A 15702-nucleotide genomic window follows, 5' to 3' on the forward strand; every position below is an offset into this window, starting at 1 on the left:
GGTAGTTCCTATGTGGCTTCATCATTTTGATTTGTTTATGAAATATTTGCTCTTTACCCCGTTCCACCAGCTGGTGCCCTGCAAATTGAGGGGCAGGCCAATAAACAGCAGATAACCGAGCGGAACCAGGAACATCCCCGGCCAGTAGGGCAACCGACCACTGTCGATAGCCGAGCGGGCGGCACTGAGCAGCAGGAAGTAAGAGAGATAGAGCATGATGGCCGGCAACAGCTTGGCATAACGCCCCTGACGGGGGTTAACCCGAGCCAGCGGAACTACCAGCAGGGTGAGCACCGGAATGGAGAGAGGCAAGGAGATACGCCATTGCAGTTCACCCATCATGTCGTTTTCCTGGGTACCCAGCAGCTCCATAGTGGGTTTGGCCGCCGCCTTGCGGTTGGAGCGCTCCATCTCCTGCTGACGGATCACCAGACCATACTCGCGAAAATCGGAGATCTGGAACTGCTTGCCGGGGAAGTTGCCTTCATAGCGGGAACCATCCTTCAGAGTCAGCCACTGAAGACCATTCTCATCGATCGTCACCACCCCTTCGCTGGCCACCACCACCGAAGGGGGGTTGCTGCCTTCGGCCCGCTGCAAGATGAAGATCTTCTGCAGCTTCGAGCCGTTGTCGTTCAAATCCTGGATGTAGGCAACTAGGCGCCCCTTGTCGAGCTCCATAAAGCGGCCAGCCTGCAGGAAAGAGATCCCCGGATCCGACTTGAACTCGTCGATCACCTGATACTCTCGCTCCTTGGCTTGCGGGGCGATCCAGCCGGTGTTGAACGCTGCGACTGCGGCGGTCAGCAAGGCTAGCAACATGGCGCTGCGCATCACGAAACGGTGACTGAAACCGACCGCATGCATCACCGTCATCTCGCTTTCGGCGTAGAGGCGACCATGGGCAAACAAAATGGCTAAAAAGAGACTGATAGGCAGCATCAACAGCGCCATATTGGGCAAGTTGAGCAGCAGCAGGGTGGAGACCAGACGTGTCGGCACCTCGCCATCGGCAGCATCACCGATGATCTTGATAAATTGTTGGCTGACAAAGATAAGCAACAATACGAATAACACTGCCAGCTGGGTTTTCAGGGTTTCCCTGAACAAATATCGGAAAACGATCACAGTCATTCCCAAGTAAACTTGTGTTTTTAGTCGAATGCCTGAAAAATAGGGCCGTATATTGGATTTTTACCAGTTTGAACTGCGGAGCCTGTGGCTGTTCGCTCCGCCTCTGATACCCCAACAAGCACCGCATTATTCAATAAAAGGTGCCTTTTGTCTTTAGGATGTAGGAGATTCCATGGAGTTCAGTGTAAAGAGTGGCAGTCCAGAGAAGCAACGTAGCGCCTGCGTCGTAGTCGGCGTATTTGAGCCGCGTCGCCTCTCTCCGGTTGCCGAACAACTGGACAAGATCAGCGATGGCTATATCAGTTCGCTGCTGCGCCGTGGCGACCTGGAAGGGAAACCAGGCCAGATGCTGCTGCTGCATCAAGTACCGGGCGTGCTCAGCGAGCGCGTACTGCTGGTCGGATGCGGCAAGGAGCGGGAACTCGACGAACGCCAGTACAAGCAGATCATCAACAAGACCATCACCACCCTGAACGAAACCGGCTCCATGGAAGCGGTCTGCTTCCTGACCGAGCTGCACGTCAAGGGTCGGGATACCTATTGGAAGGTGCGCCAGGCGGTAGAAACCACCAAGGCGGGCCTCTACAGCTTTGATCAGTTCAAGACCAACAAAGCCGAACCACGTCGCCCGCTGCGCAAGCTGGTGTTCAACGTGCCGACGCGTCGGGAACTGACCATTGGTGAAAAAGCCATCGCTCACGGTCTGGCCGTGGCCAAGGGTGTGCGGGTCTGTCGCGACGTGGCGAACATGCCGCCCAACGTCTGCAACCCGGCCTATCTGGCCTCCCAGGCCCGTCGTCTGGCCGATGCCTACGACAACATCACCACCAAGGTGGTGGGCGAGCAGGAGATGGCCGAACTCGGCATGAACTCCTATCTGGCGGTGGCCCGCGGCTCCGACAACGAAGCCATGATGGCCATCATCGAATACAAGGGTCATCCGGATGCCAAGCCCATCGTGCTGGTCGGCAAGGGTCTGACCTTTGACTCCGGCGGCATCTCCATCAAACCGGCCGACGGCATGGACGAGATGAAGTACGACATGGGTGGCGCCGCCTCCGTGCTCGGTACCATGCATGCGCTGGCCCAGCTGCAACTGCCGATCAACGTCATCGGCGTGCTGGCAGGCTGCGAGAACATGCCGGGTGGCAACGCCTATCGTCCGGGTGACATCCTTACCTCCATGTCCGGCCAGACCATCGAAGTGCTCAACACCGATGCGGAAGGTCGTCTGGTGCTGTGTGATGCACTGACCTATGTGGACCGCTTCGATCCGGAAACCGTGATCGACGTGGCGACCCTGACCGGTGCCTGCGTCATCGCGCTGGGTCACCACACCTCGGGTCTGCTGGCTAACCACAACCCGCTGGCCCACGAGCTGCTCAACGCCTCCGAACAGGCGGGAGATCGCGCCTGGCGTCTGCCGTTGTTCGACGAGTATCAGGAGCAGATTGACAGCCCGTTCGCCGACATGGCCAACATCGGTGGTCGTCCGGCCGGCACAATCACCGCGGCCGCCTTCCTGTCACGCTTCACCAAGAAGTACAACTGGGCCCACCTGGATATCGCCGGGACCGCCTGGAAAAGTGGCAAGGACAAAGGCTCTACCGGTCGTCCGGTGCCCCTGCTGACCCAGTTCCTGCTGAACCGGGCTGGCGTGGATATCGAAGAGAAAGAGTAACTCTCCGGCCCCTGCCGATGGCTACATCGGAAGGGTTGGCGTTACCCTGAACCACAAGGAAGAGGCCCGCCTCTTCCTTGTTTCATTCTTGAATCAGTGAGCTGCGGACGGGAAACGCCCCGTCAGCCTCATGAGGCGGTCAACACTCCGTCACCGCAAAACGGGATCAACCTGATGAGCCAAGTGACCTTTTACCTGATGAGCGAACAGGATGACGCGCAGGCCTCTGCGGTCGAGCGACTGGCCTGCACTCTTGCGGCCGAGTCGTGGGGCGCGGGCCATATCTACCTGTTCTGCAACGATGAGGCCCAGGCTCTGCGTCTGGACGAGCTGTTGTGGCAACTGCCGCCGGAGCGCTTTGTGCCGCACCAGCTGCAGGGCGAAAGCGGCATGGCTCCGGTGGAGATCGGCTATCAGCCACCGAAACGGCGCTACGCCCGCCTCATCAATCTGGCCACTGCGACACCTTTGTTTGCAGGACACTTCGCTCAAGTGGTAGATTTTGTCCCCACTGACGAAACACAAAAGCAGCAAGCTCGCGAGCGCTACAAGCACTATCGCCAAGCAGGCCATGCCCTCGAAATGAGGGAGCAGCCCGTCCTTGCCGCACCGGATCCGGCGCAGCCCTGACTGCAACCAATTGATCCATAAAGAATCAACACCAGACTCCATCCATCCAGATTACGGCGAGACCATGGAAAAGACTTTTAATCACAACGCCATCGAACAGGCGCTCTATCAGCACTGGGAAGCACAGGGTTACTTCAAGCCCCACGGCGACACCAGCAAAGACTCCTTCTGCATCATGATCCCGCCGCCGAACGTCACCGGCAGCCTGCACATGGGTCACGCCTTCCAGCAAACCCTGATGGATACCCTGATCCGCTACAACCGCATGCAGGGCAAAAACACCCTGTGGCAGGCAGGTACCGACCATGCCGGTATCGCCACCCAGATGGTGGTTGAGCGCAAGATCGCCGCAGAAGAGGGCAAGACTCGCCACGATTACGGCCGTGATGCCTTCATCGACAAGATTTGGCAGTGGAAAGAAGAGTCCGGTGGCACCATCACCCGCCAGATGCGCCGTCTGGGCGACTCCGTGGATTGGGAGCGCGAGCGCTTCACCATGGATGAGGGTCTCTCTGCCGCCGTGCAGGAAGTGTTCGTCCGTCTTTACGAAGATGGCCTGATGTACCGCGGCAAGCGTCTGGTGAACTGGGACCCGAAACTCAACACCGCCATCTCCGATCTGGAAGTGGAGAACCGCGAGATCAAGGGCCACATGTGGCACCTGCGCTATCCGCTGGCCAACGGCGCCAAGACCGCTGAAGGCAAGGATTACCTGATCGTCGCCACCACTCGTCCGGAGACCATGCTGGGCGATACCGCTGTGGCCGTGAACCCGGAAGACCCGCGCTACAAGGCGCTGATCGGCCAGCACATCCTGCTGCCGCTGGTGAACCGTCTGATCCCCATCGTTGCCGACGAACACGCCGACATGGAGAAGGGCACCGGTTGCGTGAAGATCACCCCGGCCCACGACTTCAACGATAACGAAGTGGGCAAGCGCCACAGCCTGCCAATGATCAACATCTTCACCCTGGACGCTCACGTGCGTGCCGAGGCCGAAGTGGTCGATACCAACGGCAACCCGAGCAGCGCCTACGATGCCGCCCTGCCGAGCGAATTCGCCGGTCTGGAGCGCTTCGCCGCCCGTAAAGCGATTCTGGCCAAGCTGGAAGAGCTGGGTCTGCTGGACGAGATCAAGGATCACGTGCTGCAACAGCCGTACGGCGATCGCGGTGGCGTGCCCATCGAGCCGATGCTGACCGACCAGTGGTACGTACGCGTGGCACCGATGGCCAAGACCGCCATCGAGGCGGTGGAAGATGGCCGCATCCAGTTCGTGCCAAAGCAGTACGAAAACATGTACTTCTCCTGGATGCGCGACATTCAGGACTGGTGCGTCTCCCGTCAGCTGTGGTGGGGTCACCGCATCCCTGCATGGTATGACGACGCCGGCAACGTCTACGTTGGCCGCAGCGAAGACGAAGTGCGCGCCAAGCACAGCATCCCGTCCGTGACCACCCTGCGTCAGGACGAAGATGTGCTCGACACCTGGTTCAGCTCCGCCCTGTGGACCTTCTCTACCCTGGGCTGGCCGAACAACACAGAGGCGCTCAAGACCTTCCACCCGACCGACGTGCTGATGAGCGGCTTCGACATCATCTTCTTCTGGATTGCCCGGATGATCATGATGACCATGCACTTCATCAAGGACGAAAACGGCCAGCCGCAAGTCCCGTTCAAGACCGTCTACATCACCGGTCTTATCCGTGACGAAGAAGGCCAGAAGATGTCCAAGTCCAAGGGCAACGTGCTGGACCCCCTCGACATGATCGACGGCATCTCGCTGGAAGATCTGCTGGAGAAGCGCACCGGCAACATGATGCAGCCGCAGATGGCCGAGAAGATCGCCAAGCGTACCGCCAAGCAATTCCCGGAAGGGATCGATGCCCACGGTACCGACGCCCTGCGCTTCACGCTGGCAGCGCTAGCCTCTACCGGTCGTGACATCAACTGGGACATGAAGCGCCTGGACGGCTACAACAACTTCTGCAACAAGTTGTGGAACGCCTCCCGCTATGTGCTGATGAACACCGAAGATCAGGATTGCGGTTTTGCCGGCGGCGAAATGCAGTTCAGTCTGGCGGATCGCTGGATCCAGTCCCAGCTGCAAGTGGCCATCCGTGACTTCCGTACCGCCCTCGATACCTACCGCTTCGACATCGCGGCTGGCGTGCTGTACGAATTTATATGGAACCAGTTCTGTGACTGGTATCTGGAGCTGACCAAGCCGGTGCTGACCAAGGGCTCCGAGGCCGAGCAGCGCGCTGCCCGCCACACCCTGGTGACCGTGCTGGAAACCCTGCTGCGTCTGGCACACCCGATCATCCCGTTCATCACCGAGACCATCTGGAAATCGGTCGCCCCGCTGGCTGGCGTACACGCCGACACCATCATGATTCAGGCCTTCCCGGAGTTCGACGCCGCCAAGGTGGACGAAGCTGCGATGGCGGATCAGGAGTGGGTGAAGGAGTTCATCGTCAGCATCCGCAACATCCGCGCCGAGATGAACGTGGCACCGAGCGTGCCCCTCAACGTGCTGCTCCAGTGCGATGCCAAGGATGCCCAGCGCGCAGCCGACAACGAGGCCTTCCTCAAGTCGCTGGCCCGCCTGGAGTCCATCCGCGTACTGGCGGACGGTGAAACCGCCCCGCTGTCAGTGAAGAAGCTGATCGGTGCGACCGAGCTGATGATCCCGATGGCCGGTCTCATCGACAAGGATGCCGAACTGGCCCGTCTGGCCAAAGAGGTTGCCCGTCTGGTCGGCGAGTGCGGCCGTATCGAAGGCAAGCTTGGCAACGAAGCCTTCGTTGCCAAGGCGCCGGAAGCGGTCATCGCCAAAGAGCGCGAGAAGCTGGAAGATTACCGTCTCCAGCTGACCAAGCTGGAAGCTCAGCAGGCCGAGATCGCCGCGCTGTAAGCACCGCCCCAACCGATACAACAAAGCCCCCTGCCAAGGGGGTTTTTTCATATCCGCGCTCCCCGTTTCAGCTCACCAGCAGCCAGCCGCAGAAGCCGAGATAGAGCAGACCCACCAGCGCCAACCGCCCGGCGGTCATCACCCCCTTTCTGAAGCCCCACCAGAGCACCCCCACCGCCAGCAGCGTCACCAGCGAGGAGGCCATCATGGCGCCATCCAGCAGCCAGGGGGTGAAGAACAGACAGAACGCTTTGGGGATGGTGCCCTGGATCATCATGGCCCCGGAGATATTGGCCAGCGCCAGCCGGTTCTTGCCCTGTCGCACCCAGATCAGCACGTTCATCAGCTCCGGCATCTCGGTCGCCACCGGACTCAGCAGCAGGGCCGCCAGTACCGGCGAGAGGCCAAACAGCTCGCCCATGCTCTCCAGCTGATGAACAAACAGTTGCGCTGCCAGCGCCACCACTACCAGCGCCGCCAGCGTCTGCAGCAGCACCTTGCCAAGGGGCGGGATCCCGGCACTTGGAGCCAGCTTGAGGGGCTCAGGCAACTCGACCTCATGGCTGTCGCTTTGTTTCAGCTCGCGCCTCACATAAACGAGGTAGACCAGCACGAACAGAGGCGCCAACCAGCTCTTGCCGGTAAAGGCGACCAGACCCAGCATGGTCGCCACCAAAAAGATCCCCATAAACCAGCGCTGATCCCGGCCAATCTCGCGCTGTACCTCCCCATTGATGGCGCGCTCGGTACGCCCCATGCAAAGCAGCAGAGTGAGACCGACCGCACCATAGCCGATGGTGGCCAGCACCAGCGGCCCGCCGAGGGCGGCGCCGATGCCGATTTCCTGCTGGGCGGTCGTGTTGCCCATCAGCAGGGCGGTCAGGGTGACGATGCATTCGGGCAGGGCCGTACCCAGTGCAGCCAGCAGCGAACCAGTGGCACTTTGCGAGAGTTTGAAGTGGTGTCCGGTCCATTCGATGCCGTTGACGAAGTATTCGCAAGCAAGATAGATAGTGACCGCAGAGACGAGAAATAACAGCAGGGTAATCAACATAATAGATACCGCCAGGCGAGCAGAATAACCGATGGACCCGACATGGCTCGCCCGGCTGGCGTGCATATCGAGGCCAAAGGTCTTGCAGAGCGATAGTGCCTATCGCCGCCCATGCCATGGATGCGAGGATCCAAGAGTGTTGACATGGGCCCGGCCCGGAATACGGGCGGGTTGCTACTCCCCAATGACTGAGGGGACGTTTTACCAACTCGACCGTCACCTCACAAGGCAAATTACTGACAACTCATTCAATAAGTTGTAAGGAAATGTATCGCCAGCCTCCCCTCCCAGGCGCCATTACGCTGTTGGCACACCGATTGCTGTAGGTAGTTCACTATCCACAACAGTTTGGGAAGGATGAACAATGAAACGGTGGATCCAACATTTCTATCAACTGAACCGCCTCAATTGGCTGATGGTCTGGTTGTTGCTCTGCTGCAGCATCATTTTGCTGTTTCCGGCCGGGCTGATGAAAGGGGCCGTCAGCCAGTGGGCTGCGGATCATGCGGCCTGGCTGGGGGTCGGCATGCTGATCGCCATCTCCTACTTCTGCAGTCAGGGCTTCCTGATCGCCTGGGAGTGGGCTTGCGAAGAGTGGCAGGCGCGCCGTCAGCAGGACCAGCTGGCCCAGATGATCGGCTTCCTCGACTTCAACGAAAAGGCGGTGCTGCGCGAGTTCGTGCTACAGCGTAAAAGCGTCATAAACTTGCCGATCACCGAGCCCGCCGTCAAAAACCTGATGGATGCCGGCGTCCTCACCTATGCCTACGGCAAGCCGACCCGGGATAAGGATGACGAGAACCAGATCCGCGCCCTGATGATCGCCCTGCCCGCCCGACCGCTGCTCACCTACAAGGTGCTGGGGCTGTCGCGTGGCAAGATGAGCGACGAACAGGTGGAGCAGATCATGAACGCACGTCCCAAGTTCGCCCAGAAGGGGTTCCAGCGCTAAACGCCACCCAACCGCCAGATGCAAAAGAGCCGGACACTGTCCGGCTCTCTAATTTCTGCGCGATGCTCTGTACCATCCCTTACGTCTTGTTGTGCCCTAACCCTTTAGGCTGGAGCAAAAGCTCACATCCGCAACCTTGGTCAGCGGATCGAAGCTGTGATAGAGCTCGAAACAGGGTCGATCATCAAATTCGAAACCGGCCGCTACCACCTCACCGATATGTTGCTGCCAGAGTGCGGGGTACTGGGCCGGGTCGGTCACGGTAAAACGTGACTGGCCATAGCGGCCGCCCGCCAGCTGCTGGATCTCCACATTGCCGCGGCCTTTGGTCCCCGCCGGCACGGTGACGCAAATATCGGTGCGGCACTGCTGGGGAGCCGTCACTTCGGGGTTGTCGTGGTAGATGAAGATCCACTCCCCTTCGGCCAAGCCCAACCCGACAGCCCATTGATAGAGCTGGTCACACACCGGCTCATAGCCTATGCCGTAAGGGCCGGTGACCCGGATATAGGCCAGAGTGCGCGCAGCCATCTGTTCGGTTTTCATCTGTAGCCTCCTTTCACTGGAACGGCCTTCAGCATAATCAGAGACCCGGGCAGCCGCGTGTCCATTCTTGCTCAGTTGCAAGAGTGACGGCTGGCGGCGCAACATCCCCGGTGCCATGGCAAACTGCTTGCGAAACGCCTTGGCAAAGGCCTGTGAGCTGGCAAAACCGGCCGAGAAGGCAATCTCGGTGATCGGGTCGCGACTGTAGCAGAGAGAGCGAGCAGCCCGCTCCAACCGCAGGCGGCGCTGCATCTCGGCCGGGGTTTCACCGGTGACGGCGGTAAAGACCCGATGAAAGTGATAGCTGGAGAGCGCCGCAAGACTGGCCGCCTCACTGAGGCAGAGCTCGGGATTCTGCTCCAGCGCCCGGATCACCGGGCGCAATCTGGCCTGATAATCGACCATGCCGTTAGCGACTGACGCTCCCCGCCACTCTGGCCATATAGAGCGCATCCACATAACGCCCCTGGCGGAAGGCATAGTCACGGGCTCGCCCCTCCTCGGTAAAACCGAACTTGCGATAAAGCGCCTGTGCGGCCTCATTGTCGGTATAGACGGTCAGCTCAATCCGGTGCAGGTTGAGCCAGTTATCGGCCAGATCAAGCGCCGCAGCCATCAGGGCAGATCCAACCCCCTTGCCGGCCCAGTCATCCCGTACCCCCATGCCAATCCCGGCCACATGCTTGCGTCTCGGATTGGGCTCTACGTGCAAGGAGATCTGGCCCACCAACTGCCCCTCCACCTCAGCGACCAGTGACACCACTCCACTCTGTTCCAGCCGCTGTTGCCATACCCCCAGGGTCGGAAAAGGCAGCTGCAAGGTGCCCGCCTGGGCATTGGGCATGGCGTAGAGATCCCGCAAGGCGGGGGCATCTGCGGGTTCGGCATGACGAATAGAAATACGCATATGAGGCTCCTTCTCGAAGCCTTCATCATGCAATATCCGACGTGGTTACACATCCCCCACCTGCACCTATTTGTCTTGCCTATCAAGGGGCGATGAAAAAGCGATTGACCCATCGCTGGGCAACGCTCTGGACCGGTTCTGTGTCTGCGAGGAGAAAAACCATAACAGCAAGAACACTGCACAGCGACAGTGATGCCCCGTGGTCGACAACAACAGCCTTGCTGCGCACCTGATGCGTGCCCTCATCAATGTGGAGAATAACGCCATCGATGCGGCCCAGCTCGATCTCCTCTAGCAGGCCGACATTGATTACGCCAAGCGGGTCGAGCTGGCACTGGTCACCTTGCTGCGCCGACTCACTAGCTGGCAAAAACCATCAGCAACAAAACGGGGCCATCAGGCCCCGTTTTCCGTTGCATACACGCTCGCTCAGAGAGCAGGCCCCAGCCCAGCCAACCACCGCAGCGCGCGCGTCTCATGCTCTTTCACAAAGGCATTCTTGCCCGCACAGTAACGCTCGATATCATGCTGACAGCTCGCAGCTAACGCCTGCTTCAACTCGGCGTATTCCCTGCATGCAGCCGAGTGGGCTCTTAGATAGTCACGAAAGGCCAGATGGCGGCGCACATGGTCATCCCCTTGCAAGAAGGCGTGGATCTGGTGAGTTCTCTCATCACCCCCCTTGCGGAAATAGCGGCGACGCGCAATCCCGCACTCCCCCATCGCCTCATAACCCAGCACCTCCATTTGCCCGTTCTGCTCATCAAGCCGATCCAGTGATGACACCTCCAGCATGATGTCAATGATGGGCTTGGCCGCCAGACCAGGGACCGAGGTACTGCCAATGTGGTGGACAGCCAGCAGGCAATGATCCAGCACACTGCGCAGTTGGGTCTCTTCCGCCACAAAGTGGACTGGCCATTGAGGGTTGTAGGATACAACGTCGACTCTCACGATTTTAGCTCTCTGGATAATTGCCGATGGCATCGGGCAACAGGGTATGCGATGGCTGGACAAGATAACCAGACGGCCAGCTACACGACAAATGACCAGCAACAAAAACGGAGCCCGAGGCTCCGTTTTTCAATGCGTTATCAATCCCGGACAGAACGCGCTTCGCGCTCTTGCCGCTCCCTTGCCAACAGGCGTTTGTACCACCAGCTACTGCGACGACGTTGTGCATTGGAAGAGCGACGAGCCATTTCTTAGGTTCCAGCCAAGAGTAGAAAGGAGCTGCATTATGCGACAGGGATCACGCCTATGTCTTTAGCTGGATCAAGAAAAGCCTCGCTGATCCCCTCAAATCATCTTCGTATCCTGCGACCATCTGGCTACTGGCAACACCATCCCTGAGCACACCAGGCCAGCGGGCTCACTCAGACCAGCAACCCGGCCCGAGTTTACTTGACGGATAATCATACAGCCTGCTGGCATTGTGGAACCAATATGGTAGCCTGCCAGCGCCTGTGGGCAGCCTCTCGCTGCCACGCGCAAACTCCCGGTGAATTTGTCACGTCCTGACAAAATATAACCTTATTTATCAAATCGTTATTTGGATATTATCCCAATGCGTATCATGCCGTTGCTCAAGGCTGCCTGCCTGAGCCTGATGTTGTCCGCCTGCGTTGCTCCATTGCTGATGATGAGCCCCACCAGCCAGCTGATGTGGGCCCTGCTCAAGCCGCTGGTCGGCTTTGACCCGAACGAGGTCAATCTGTTCGAACAACCCCTGATCAAGGAGCGGATGACCGCTATCCTTGGCCCCAACTACGACAGCACCATGCAGTTGCTCAAGACGGCCGACAAGTTACAGCAGGAGGGGCCGCTTTTCTATGTGGTCTCCGAGTATGCGCCCGTGCCGGATATCGCCAAGCAGGCGGGGATGGTGTGGAACTCGCAAACCAACCAGATGTCTGTATTGCTGCAAAAAGGGGATGGTACCACCCTGACCTTCGGCGAAAATCTGGCGGGCACGGCACCGACCTGGCCAACCGCCATGCAGGGCTGGCAGACCCCCACCAACCAGCTCACCCCGGCGGCTAATGCCCTGACCGGTACGGCAACCAGTCAGAGTGGCGCCTCCCCCTTCTCCCTTGGCAGCGCGCTGGGCACAGTGACTCGCGGCGTCACCGGCTCGCTGACCAACAGCGCCAGCCAGGCCATCAGCGGCGCAGCCGCCAACGCCACAGGGCAGGCCACCCAAGCGGTAAGCCAAAGCGCGACCGCTCTTACCCGCACTGCAACCACCGCAGTCACTGCACCCGCCAAACAGGCGGTGAGCAGCACCGCTGCGACCGCAACGCAAGAAGCCACCAAGGCCGTTGCCACTCCTGCCAAACAAGCCGTCAGCACCGCCGCCGCAACCGTGACGCAAGAAGCCACCAAGGCCGTTGCTGCTCCTGCCAAGCAAGCCGTCAGCAGCGCCGCTGCGACCGCAACGCAAGAAGCCACCAAGGCCGTTGCCGTTCCTGCCAAACAAGCCGTCAGCAGCGCAGCTGCGACCGCGACGCAAGAAGCCACCAAGGCCGTTGCCGCTCCTGCCAAGCAAGCCGTCAGCAGCGCCGCTGCGACCGCGACGCAAGAGGCCACCAAGGCTGTTGTCGTTCCTGCCAAACAGGCCGTAAGCAGTGCCGCCCCCCATACGGCCGGAGAGAGCGCCACCGATGCCGCCATAGCAGCAGAAGCCGAGGCTCGCGCCAAGGCAGAGGCGGAGATGGAGGCCCTGCTAAAATAAACCGACAGGTCACCGCAAGGTGGCCTGTCGCGGTATCCGCGACCCGACTATGAACTTCCGGCCAAGGACACATAGACTGATAGGTAATTCCCTGCACAAGGAGTGCGCCATGCGATCCCTGCTCGCGGCCCTTATCGCCCTGCTCCTGCTGACCAGCTTCCCCGCACGGTCCGCCTTTATCTATTACTCGGAGCAGAACATGCCCCTCAACGGGCTGGACAAGGAGGGCAAGCCCATCGGGCTGGCAGTTGAGCTGCTGCGGCTGATGTGGCGCGAGCTGGGGGAGCCGGAGCAACCGATCCAATTTCTGCCATGGGCCCGCGGTTGGTATCTGCTGACCCAGCAACCGGAGGCCGTTCTTTTTACCACCGCCAGAACCAAAGAGCGTGATCCCCATTTCCTATGGGTTTGCCCCATCAGCCACTCGCGAGTGACGCTGGTCGGACGAAAACAGGATGCCCCCAGAGTGACCGGCAAGGGGGATCTGGCCAAACTGCAGGTAGGGGTAATGCAGGCTGACGTGGGGGAGCAGTTACTGCTCAACCGCGGCATCAGCCCGGGCAACATGATGGCGGTGGAGCGCATGGAGCAGGTGGTACGCCAGCTCATCATGGCCCGTACAGATCTGGTAGCAGGCAACGAGGTGATGTTATTCCATCAACTGAAAGCTCTGGGATTTGCCGCGGAAGATTTCATCTCTGTCGCAGTACTGGAGGAACAGGACAACTGCTTTGCTTTCAACCCGCGGGCGGATCGGCAGCAGGTCGCCCGGTTGCAACAAGCCCTCGATCAGGTTCGTCTCGGTAGCGAATACCGGCAGTTGATGGAACGCTACCAGCGGCTCAGTAACCTTCCCCAAAGCGATAAGCCGCTACCGAAGATCGAGTAACCCCGGTTCATCCTCTTCCCTCTGTGGTGATCAGATGGTTGAGGAAGAGATGAAACAGCTCTGCCCGCGAACCGAGCCGCAACTTGCCGTAGAGGTGCTTGCGGTGATTCTTCACCGTACCGCTGCCAATCCCGAGCTCCGCGGCAATCGCCTCGGTATCCAATCCCTGCAGCAGCAACTCCGCCACCTGCCGCTCGCGCCGGGTGAGCAAATCCCCCCCGACACTCGCCATCGCCTGCTCCACCGCACTCCGGAGGCTGATGCTATCTGGCATCGCCGCGCTCTGGGCCAGCAACGGCTGGCTCTGCTGCAACTGCTGACGACAGAGCGAATGTACCAGCGGGAACAGCTGCTCCAGCCTCGCCAACTCGTCACGGCTGAGGGTACTGCGCTTGTCGAGTCGCCCCAGAAATAGCATCAGCGTCAGCCCGTCCCGCACCGGCAGGATCAGCCCCACCTCCTCCTGCCAGCCGGTGGCCTGATAGAAGTGGTGGCGATATTCGGGATCGAGCCGCCCTTGGGAGACCTGCGCCAGGGTCCAGACGCCGGCAGGCAAGCCCTGTTCCAGCGCCTGCATAAAGGGATCCTGACTGAAGTGGCTGGTGAGGTAGCGATCAAAGAGCAGAGCCCGCTGATGGTTGAGGTTGTCGTAGAGGTAGACGGGCCGCTGCCCCACCCCGAGCAGCAGGGCACAGTCAAACGCCACCTGCTGCTGGATCAGCCGCACCAGCGCCGCCGCAAAGGCGCTGCTGTGCAGGGCATCGACCACCTCGGTCATGCTGCGGGTCAAGGCATCTGTGGTGAATGGCTGGGTCATGGTGGCACGTTTCCGGTGACGGGGAGCGATTCCCCGCTATGGCTGAATGCTAGCACGAGAGTGGCAAAACTGTCCCTCAGGGGACATATCCGCCACCAGCCAGAACGGCGAGGATGACGGCTTTTCCCCTGTTGTTGGAGAACCCATGATCAACCCCCACCTGCTCGATGAGCTGACCGAGCGCGGCCTTGTGGCCCAGAATTCCGACCCGGCGGCCCTGGCCGATCATCTTGCCACCCCGCGCACCGTCTATTGCGGGTTCGATCCCACCGCCGGCAGCCTGCATATCGGTCATCTGGTGCCGCTCTTGATGCTGCGCCGTTTCCAGTTGGCGGGCCACACCCCGGTGGCACTGGTGGGCGGGGCAACCGGCCTTATCGGCGATCCCAGCTTCAAGGCGACCGAGCGCAGCCTCAACAGTGCCGATACCGTGCAGGGTTGGGTCGCCAGCCTGTCGGCCCAAATCAGGGCGCTGCTGCCCGCCGATGAGGGCCTGTCGGCCCCGCAACTGGTCAACAATGGCGACTGGATGGGGCAGATGTCCGCCCTCGATTTTCTGCGGGATATCGGCAAGCACTTCTCGGTCAACGCCATGCTGGCGCGGGAATCGGTGCGCCAGCGGCTGGCTCGCCCGGATCAGGGCATCTCGTTCACCGAGTTCTCCTACGCCCTGCTGCAATCCTACGACTTTGCGGTGCTGCACCAGCGGCTCGGCTGCACCCTGCAGATTGGCGGCAACGACCAGTGGGGCAATATCACCAGCGGCATGGATCTGACCCGTCGCCTCCATCAGGCGCAGGTACACGGCATGACCCTGCCCCTTATCACCAAGGCAGACGGCACCAAGTTCGGCAAGACCGAGGGGGGCGCGGTCTGGCTCGATCCGGCGCTCACCTCCCCTTACGCCTTCTACCAGTTCTGGCTCGGCACCGCGGATGAGGATGTCTACCGCTTCCTGCGCTACTACAGCTTTATGTCGCTGAGCGAGATTGATGCACTGGAGGCGGAAGATGCGAAGCGGCAGGGGCGCAAGCAGGCCCAGCAGGTGCTGGCGAACGAGCTGACCGAGCTGGTACACGGCAAGGCGGCGCTGGCGGCGGTGCAGCGCATCAGCGAGCTGCTGTTTAGCGGCGACGTGACCCGCCTCGGCGAGAGCGATCTGGCCCAGCTGGCGCAGGATGGCATGCCGAGCAGCACCGTCAGCGGCGAGACCGATCTGGTCAGCCTGCTGGTCAGCTGCGGTCTGGCGAACTCCAAACGCATCGCCCGCGAGCTGCTGGCGGCGGGCGCCATCAGTCTCAATGGTGTGATCAAGCAGGATGAACAGCTGAGTGCCGATGATCGGCTGTTTGGCCGCTACCTGCTGCTGCGCCGGGGCAAGAAGCAGTATCACCTGGTGGCGTGGCAATAAGCCGCAGGGCGGGGAGCACAGCCTCCCCGC

14 protein-coding genes and 1 riboswitch are annotated in these 15702 nt (G+C 60.3%); of the genes, 7 read left to right on the top strand and 7 right to left on the bottom strand.

What is annotated here, in order from left to right:
• Positions 1-21 precede the first annotated feature (21 nt).
• Complete coding sequence (lptF, locus tag I6L35_RS04590) at positions 22-1134, bottom strand: LPS export ABC transporter permease LptF (protein WP_216979663.1); 1113 nt, start codon at positions 1132-1134, stop codon at positions 22-24.
• Positions 1135-1306: 172 nt separating this feature from the next.
• Between lptF and pepA the strand changes: the two genes are divergently transcribed.
• The 3 genes from pepA to I6L35_RS04605 all read left to right on the top strand — a co-directional run bounded on the left by pepA (position 1307) and on the right by I6L35_RS04605 (position 6362).
• On the top strand, positions 1307-2815 hold the full coding sequence (gene pepA / locus I6L35_RS04595) for a leucyl aminopeptidase (protein WP_005336423.1): 1509 nt from the start codon (positions 1307-1309) through the stop codon (positions 2813-2815).
• Positions 2816-2989: 174 nt separating this feature from the next.
• Positions 2990-3445, top strand: a complete 456-nt coding sequence (locus tag I6L35_RS04600; RefSeq protein ID WP_216979664.1) for a DNA polymerase III subunit chi — start codon at positions 2990-2992, stop codon at positions 3443-3445.
• Positions 3446-3509: 64 nt separating this feature from the next.
• Positions 3510-6362: a valine--tRNA ligase gene (locus I6L35_RS04605; protein ID WP_216979665.1), complete on the top strand. Its 2853-nt coding sequence runs from the start codon at positions 3510-3512 to the stop codon at positions 6360-6362.
• A gap of 67 nt (positions 6363-6429) precedes the next feature.
• Here I6L35_RS04605 and I6L35_RS04610 read toward each other — a convergent pair whose 3' ends face one another.
• On the bottom strand, positions 6430-7416 hold the full coding sequence (locus tag I6L35_RS04610) for a sodium:calcium antiporter (protein ID WP_216979666.1): 987 nt from the start codon (positions 7414-7416) through the stop codon (positions 6430-6432).
• Positions 7417-7504: 88 nt separating this feature from the next.
• Positions 7505-7611, bottom strand: a riboswitch (yybP-ykoY riboswitch).
• Positions 7612-7780: 169 nt separating this feature from the next.
• Between I6L35_RS04610 and I6L35_RS04615 the strand changes: the two genes are divergently transcribed.
• On the top strand, positions 7781-8368 hold the full coding sequence (locus I6L35_RS04615; protein WP_064335210.1) for a superinfection exclusion B family protein: 588 nt from the start codon (positions 7781-7783) through the stop codon (positions 8366-8368).
• 96 nt (positions 8369-8464) lie between these two features.
• On the opposite strand, the gene I6L35_RS04620 is transcribed toward I6L35_RS04615, so the two are convergent.
• The 4 genes from I6L35_RS04620 to I6L35_RS04635 all read right to left on the bottom strand — a co-directional run bounded on the left by I6L35_RS04620 (position 8465) and on the right by I6L35_RS04635 (position 10775).
• On the bottom strand, positions 8465-9319 hold the full coding sequence (locus I6L35_RS04620) for a GyrI-like domain-containing protein (protein ID WP_064335209.1): 855 nt from the start codon (positions 9317-9319) through the stop codon (positions 8465-8467).
• 4 nt (positions 9320-9323) lie between these two features.
• Complete coding sequence (locus tag I6L35_RS04625) at positions 9324-9821, bottom strand: GNAT family N-acetyltransferase (protein ID WP_216979667.1); 498 nt, start codon at positions 9819-9821, stop codon at positions 9324-9326.
• A gap of 82 nt (positions 9822-9903) precedes the next feature.
• Positions 9904-10191: a hypothetical protein gene (locus tag I6L35_RS04630; RefSeq protein ID WP_216979668.1), complete on the bottom strand. Its 288-nt coding sequence runs from the start codon at positions 10189-10191 to the stop codon at positions 9904-9906.
• 59 nt (positions 10192-10250) lie between these two features.
• Positions 10251-10775 (bottom strand): GrpB family protein, encoded by a 525-nt coding sequence (locus tag I6L35_RS04635; RefSeq protein ID WP_216979669.1) that lies wholly within the window; start codon positions 10773-10775, stop codon positions 10251-10253.
• A 613-nt stretch (positions 10776-11388) separates the two neighbouring features.
• Here I6L35_RS04635 and I6L35_RS04640 point away from each other — a divergent pair.
• Together I6L35_RS04640 and I6L35_RS04645 are read left to right on the top strand one after the other, a co-directional pair.
• On the top strand, positions 11389-12555 hold the full coding sequence (locus I6L35_RS04640) for a hypothetical protein (protein ID WP_216979670.1): 1167 nt from the start codon (positions 11389-11391) through the stop codon (positions 12553-12555).
• 109 nt (positions 12556-12664) lie between these two features.
• Positions 12665-13444 (top strand): ABC transporter substrate-binding protein, encoded by a 780-nt coding sequence (locus tag I6L35_RS04645; protein WP_216952698.1) that lies wholly within the window; start codon positions 12665-12667, stop codon positions 13442-13444.
• Between the two features lie 7 nt (positions 13445-13451).
• Here the strand turns inward: I6L35_RS04645 and I6L35_RS04650 are convergent, their stop codons facing one another.
• Entirely contained in the window at positions 13452-14261 is an 810-nt protein-coding gene (locus I6L35_RS04650) for a helix-turn-helix transcriptional regulator (protein WP_216979671.1), read from the bottom strand.
• 145 nt (positions 14262-14406) lie between these two features.
• Between I6L35_RS04650 and tyrS the strand changes: the two genes are divergently transcribed.
• Positions 14407-15672 carry a tyrosine--tRNA ligase gene (tyrS, locus tag I6L35_RS04655; RefSeq protein ID WP_216979672.1) on the top strand — a complete coding sequence of 422 codons (1266 nt, stop codon included), beginning with the start codon at positions 14407-14409 and terminating at the stop codon, positions 15670-15672.
• Positions 15673-15702 lie beyond the last annotated feature (30 nt).

The sequence above is a fragment of the Aeromonas sp. FDAARGOS 1405 genome (assembly GCF_019048265.1).
Classification (GTDB): Bacteria; Pseudomonadota; Gammaproteobacteria; order Enterobacterales; family Aeromonadaceae; genus Aeromonas; species Aeromonas veronii_A.

Bases quoted from the DNA above. Each gene is read 5' to 3' on its own strand.
- lptF (WP_216979663.1), bottom strand. From the start codon at position 1,134: ATGACTGTGATCGTTTTCCGATATTTGTTCAGGGAAACCCTGAAAACC.
- pepA (WP_005336423.1), top strand. From the start codon at position 1,307: ATGGAGTTCAGTGTAAAGAGTGGCAGTCCAGAGAAGCAACGTAGCGCC.
- I6L35_RS04600 (WP_216979664.1), top strand. From the start codon at position 2,990: ATGAGCCAAGTGACCTTTTACCTGATGAGCGAACAGGATGACGCGCAG.
- I6L35_RS04605 (WP_216979665.1), top strand. From the start codon at position 3,510: ATGGAAAAGACTTTTAATCACAACGCCATCGAACAGGCGCTCTATCAG.
- I6L35_RS04610 (WP_216979666.1), bottom strand. From the start codon at position 7,416: ATGTTGATTACCCTGCTGTTATTTCTCGTCTCTGCGGTCACTATCTAT.
- I6L35_RS04615 (WP_064335210.1), top strand. From the start codon at position 7,781: ATGAAACGGTGGATCCAACATTTCTATCAACTGAACCGCCTCAATTGG.
- I6L35_RS04620 (WP_064335209.1), bottom strand. From the start codon at position 9,319: ATGGTCGATTATCAGGCCAGATTGCGCCCGGTGATCCGGGCGCTGGAG.
- I6L35_RS04625 (WP_216979667.1), bottom strand. From the start codon at position 9,821: ATGCGTATTTCTATTCGTCATGCCGAACCCGCAGATGCCCCCGCCTTG.
- I6L35_RS04640 (WP_216979670.1), top strand. From the start codon at position 11,389: ATGCGTATCATGCCGTTGCTCAAGGCTGCCTGCCTGAGCCTGATGTTG.
- I6L35_RS04645 (WP_216952698.1), top strand. From the start codon at position 12,665: ATGCGATCCCTGCTCGCGGCCCTTATCGCCCTGCTCCTGCTGACCAGC.
- I6L35_RS04650 (WP_216979671.1), bottom strand. From the start codon at position 14,261: ATGACCCAGCCATTCACCACAGATGCCTTGACCCGCAGCATGACCGAG.
- tyrS (WP_216979672.1), top strand. From the start codon at position 14,407: ATGATCAACCCCCACCTGCTCGATGAGCTGACCGAGCGCGGCCTTGTG.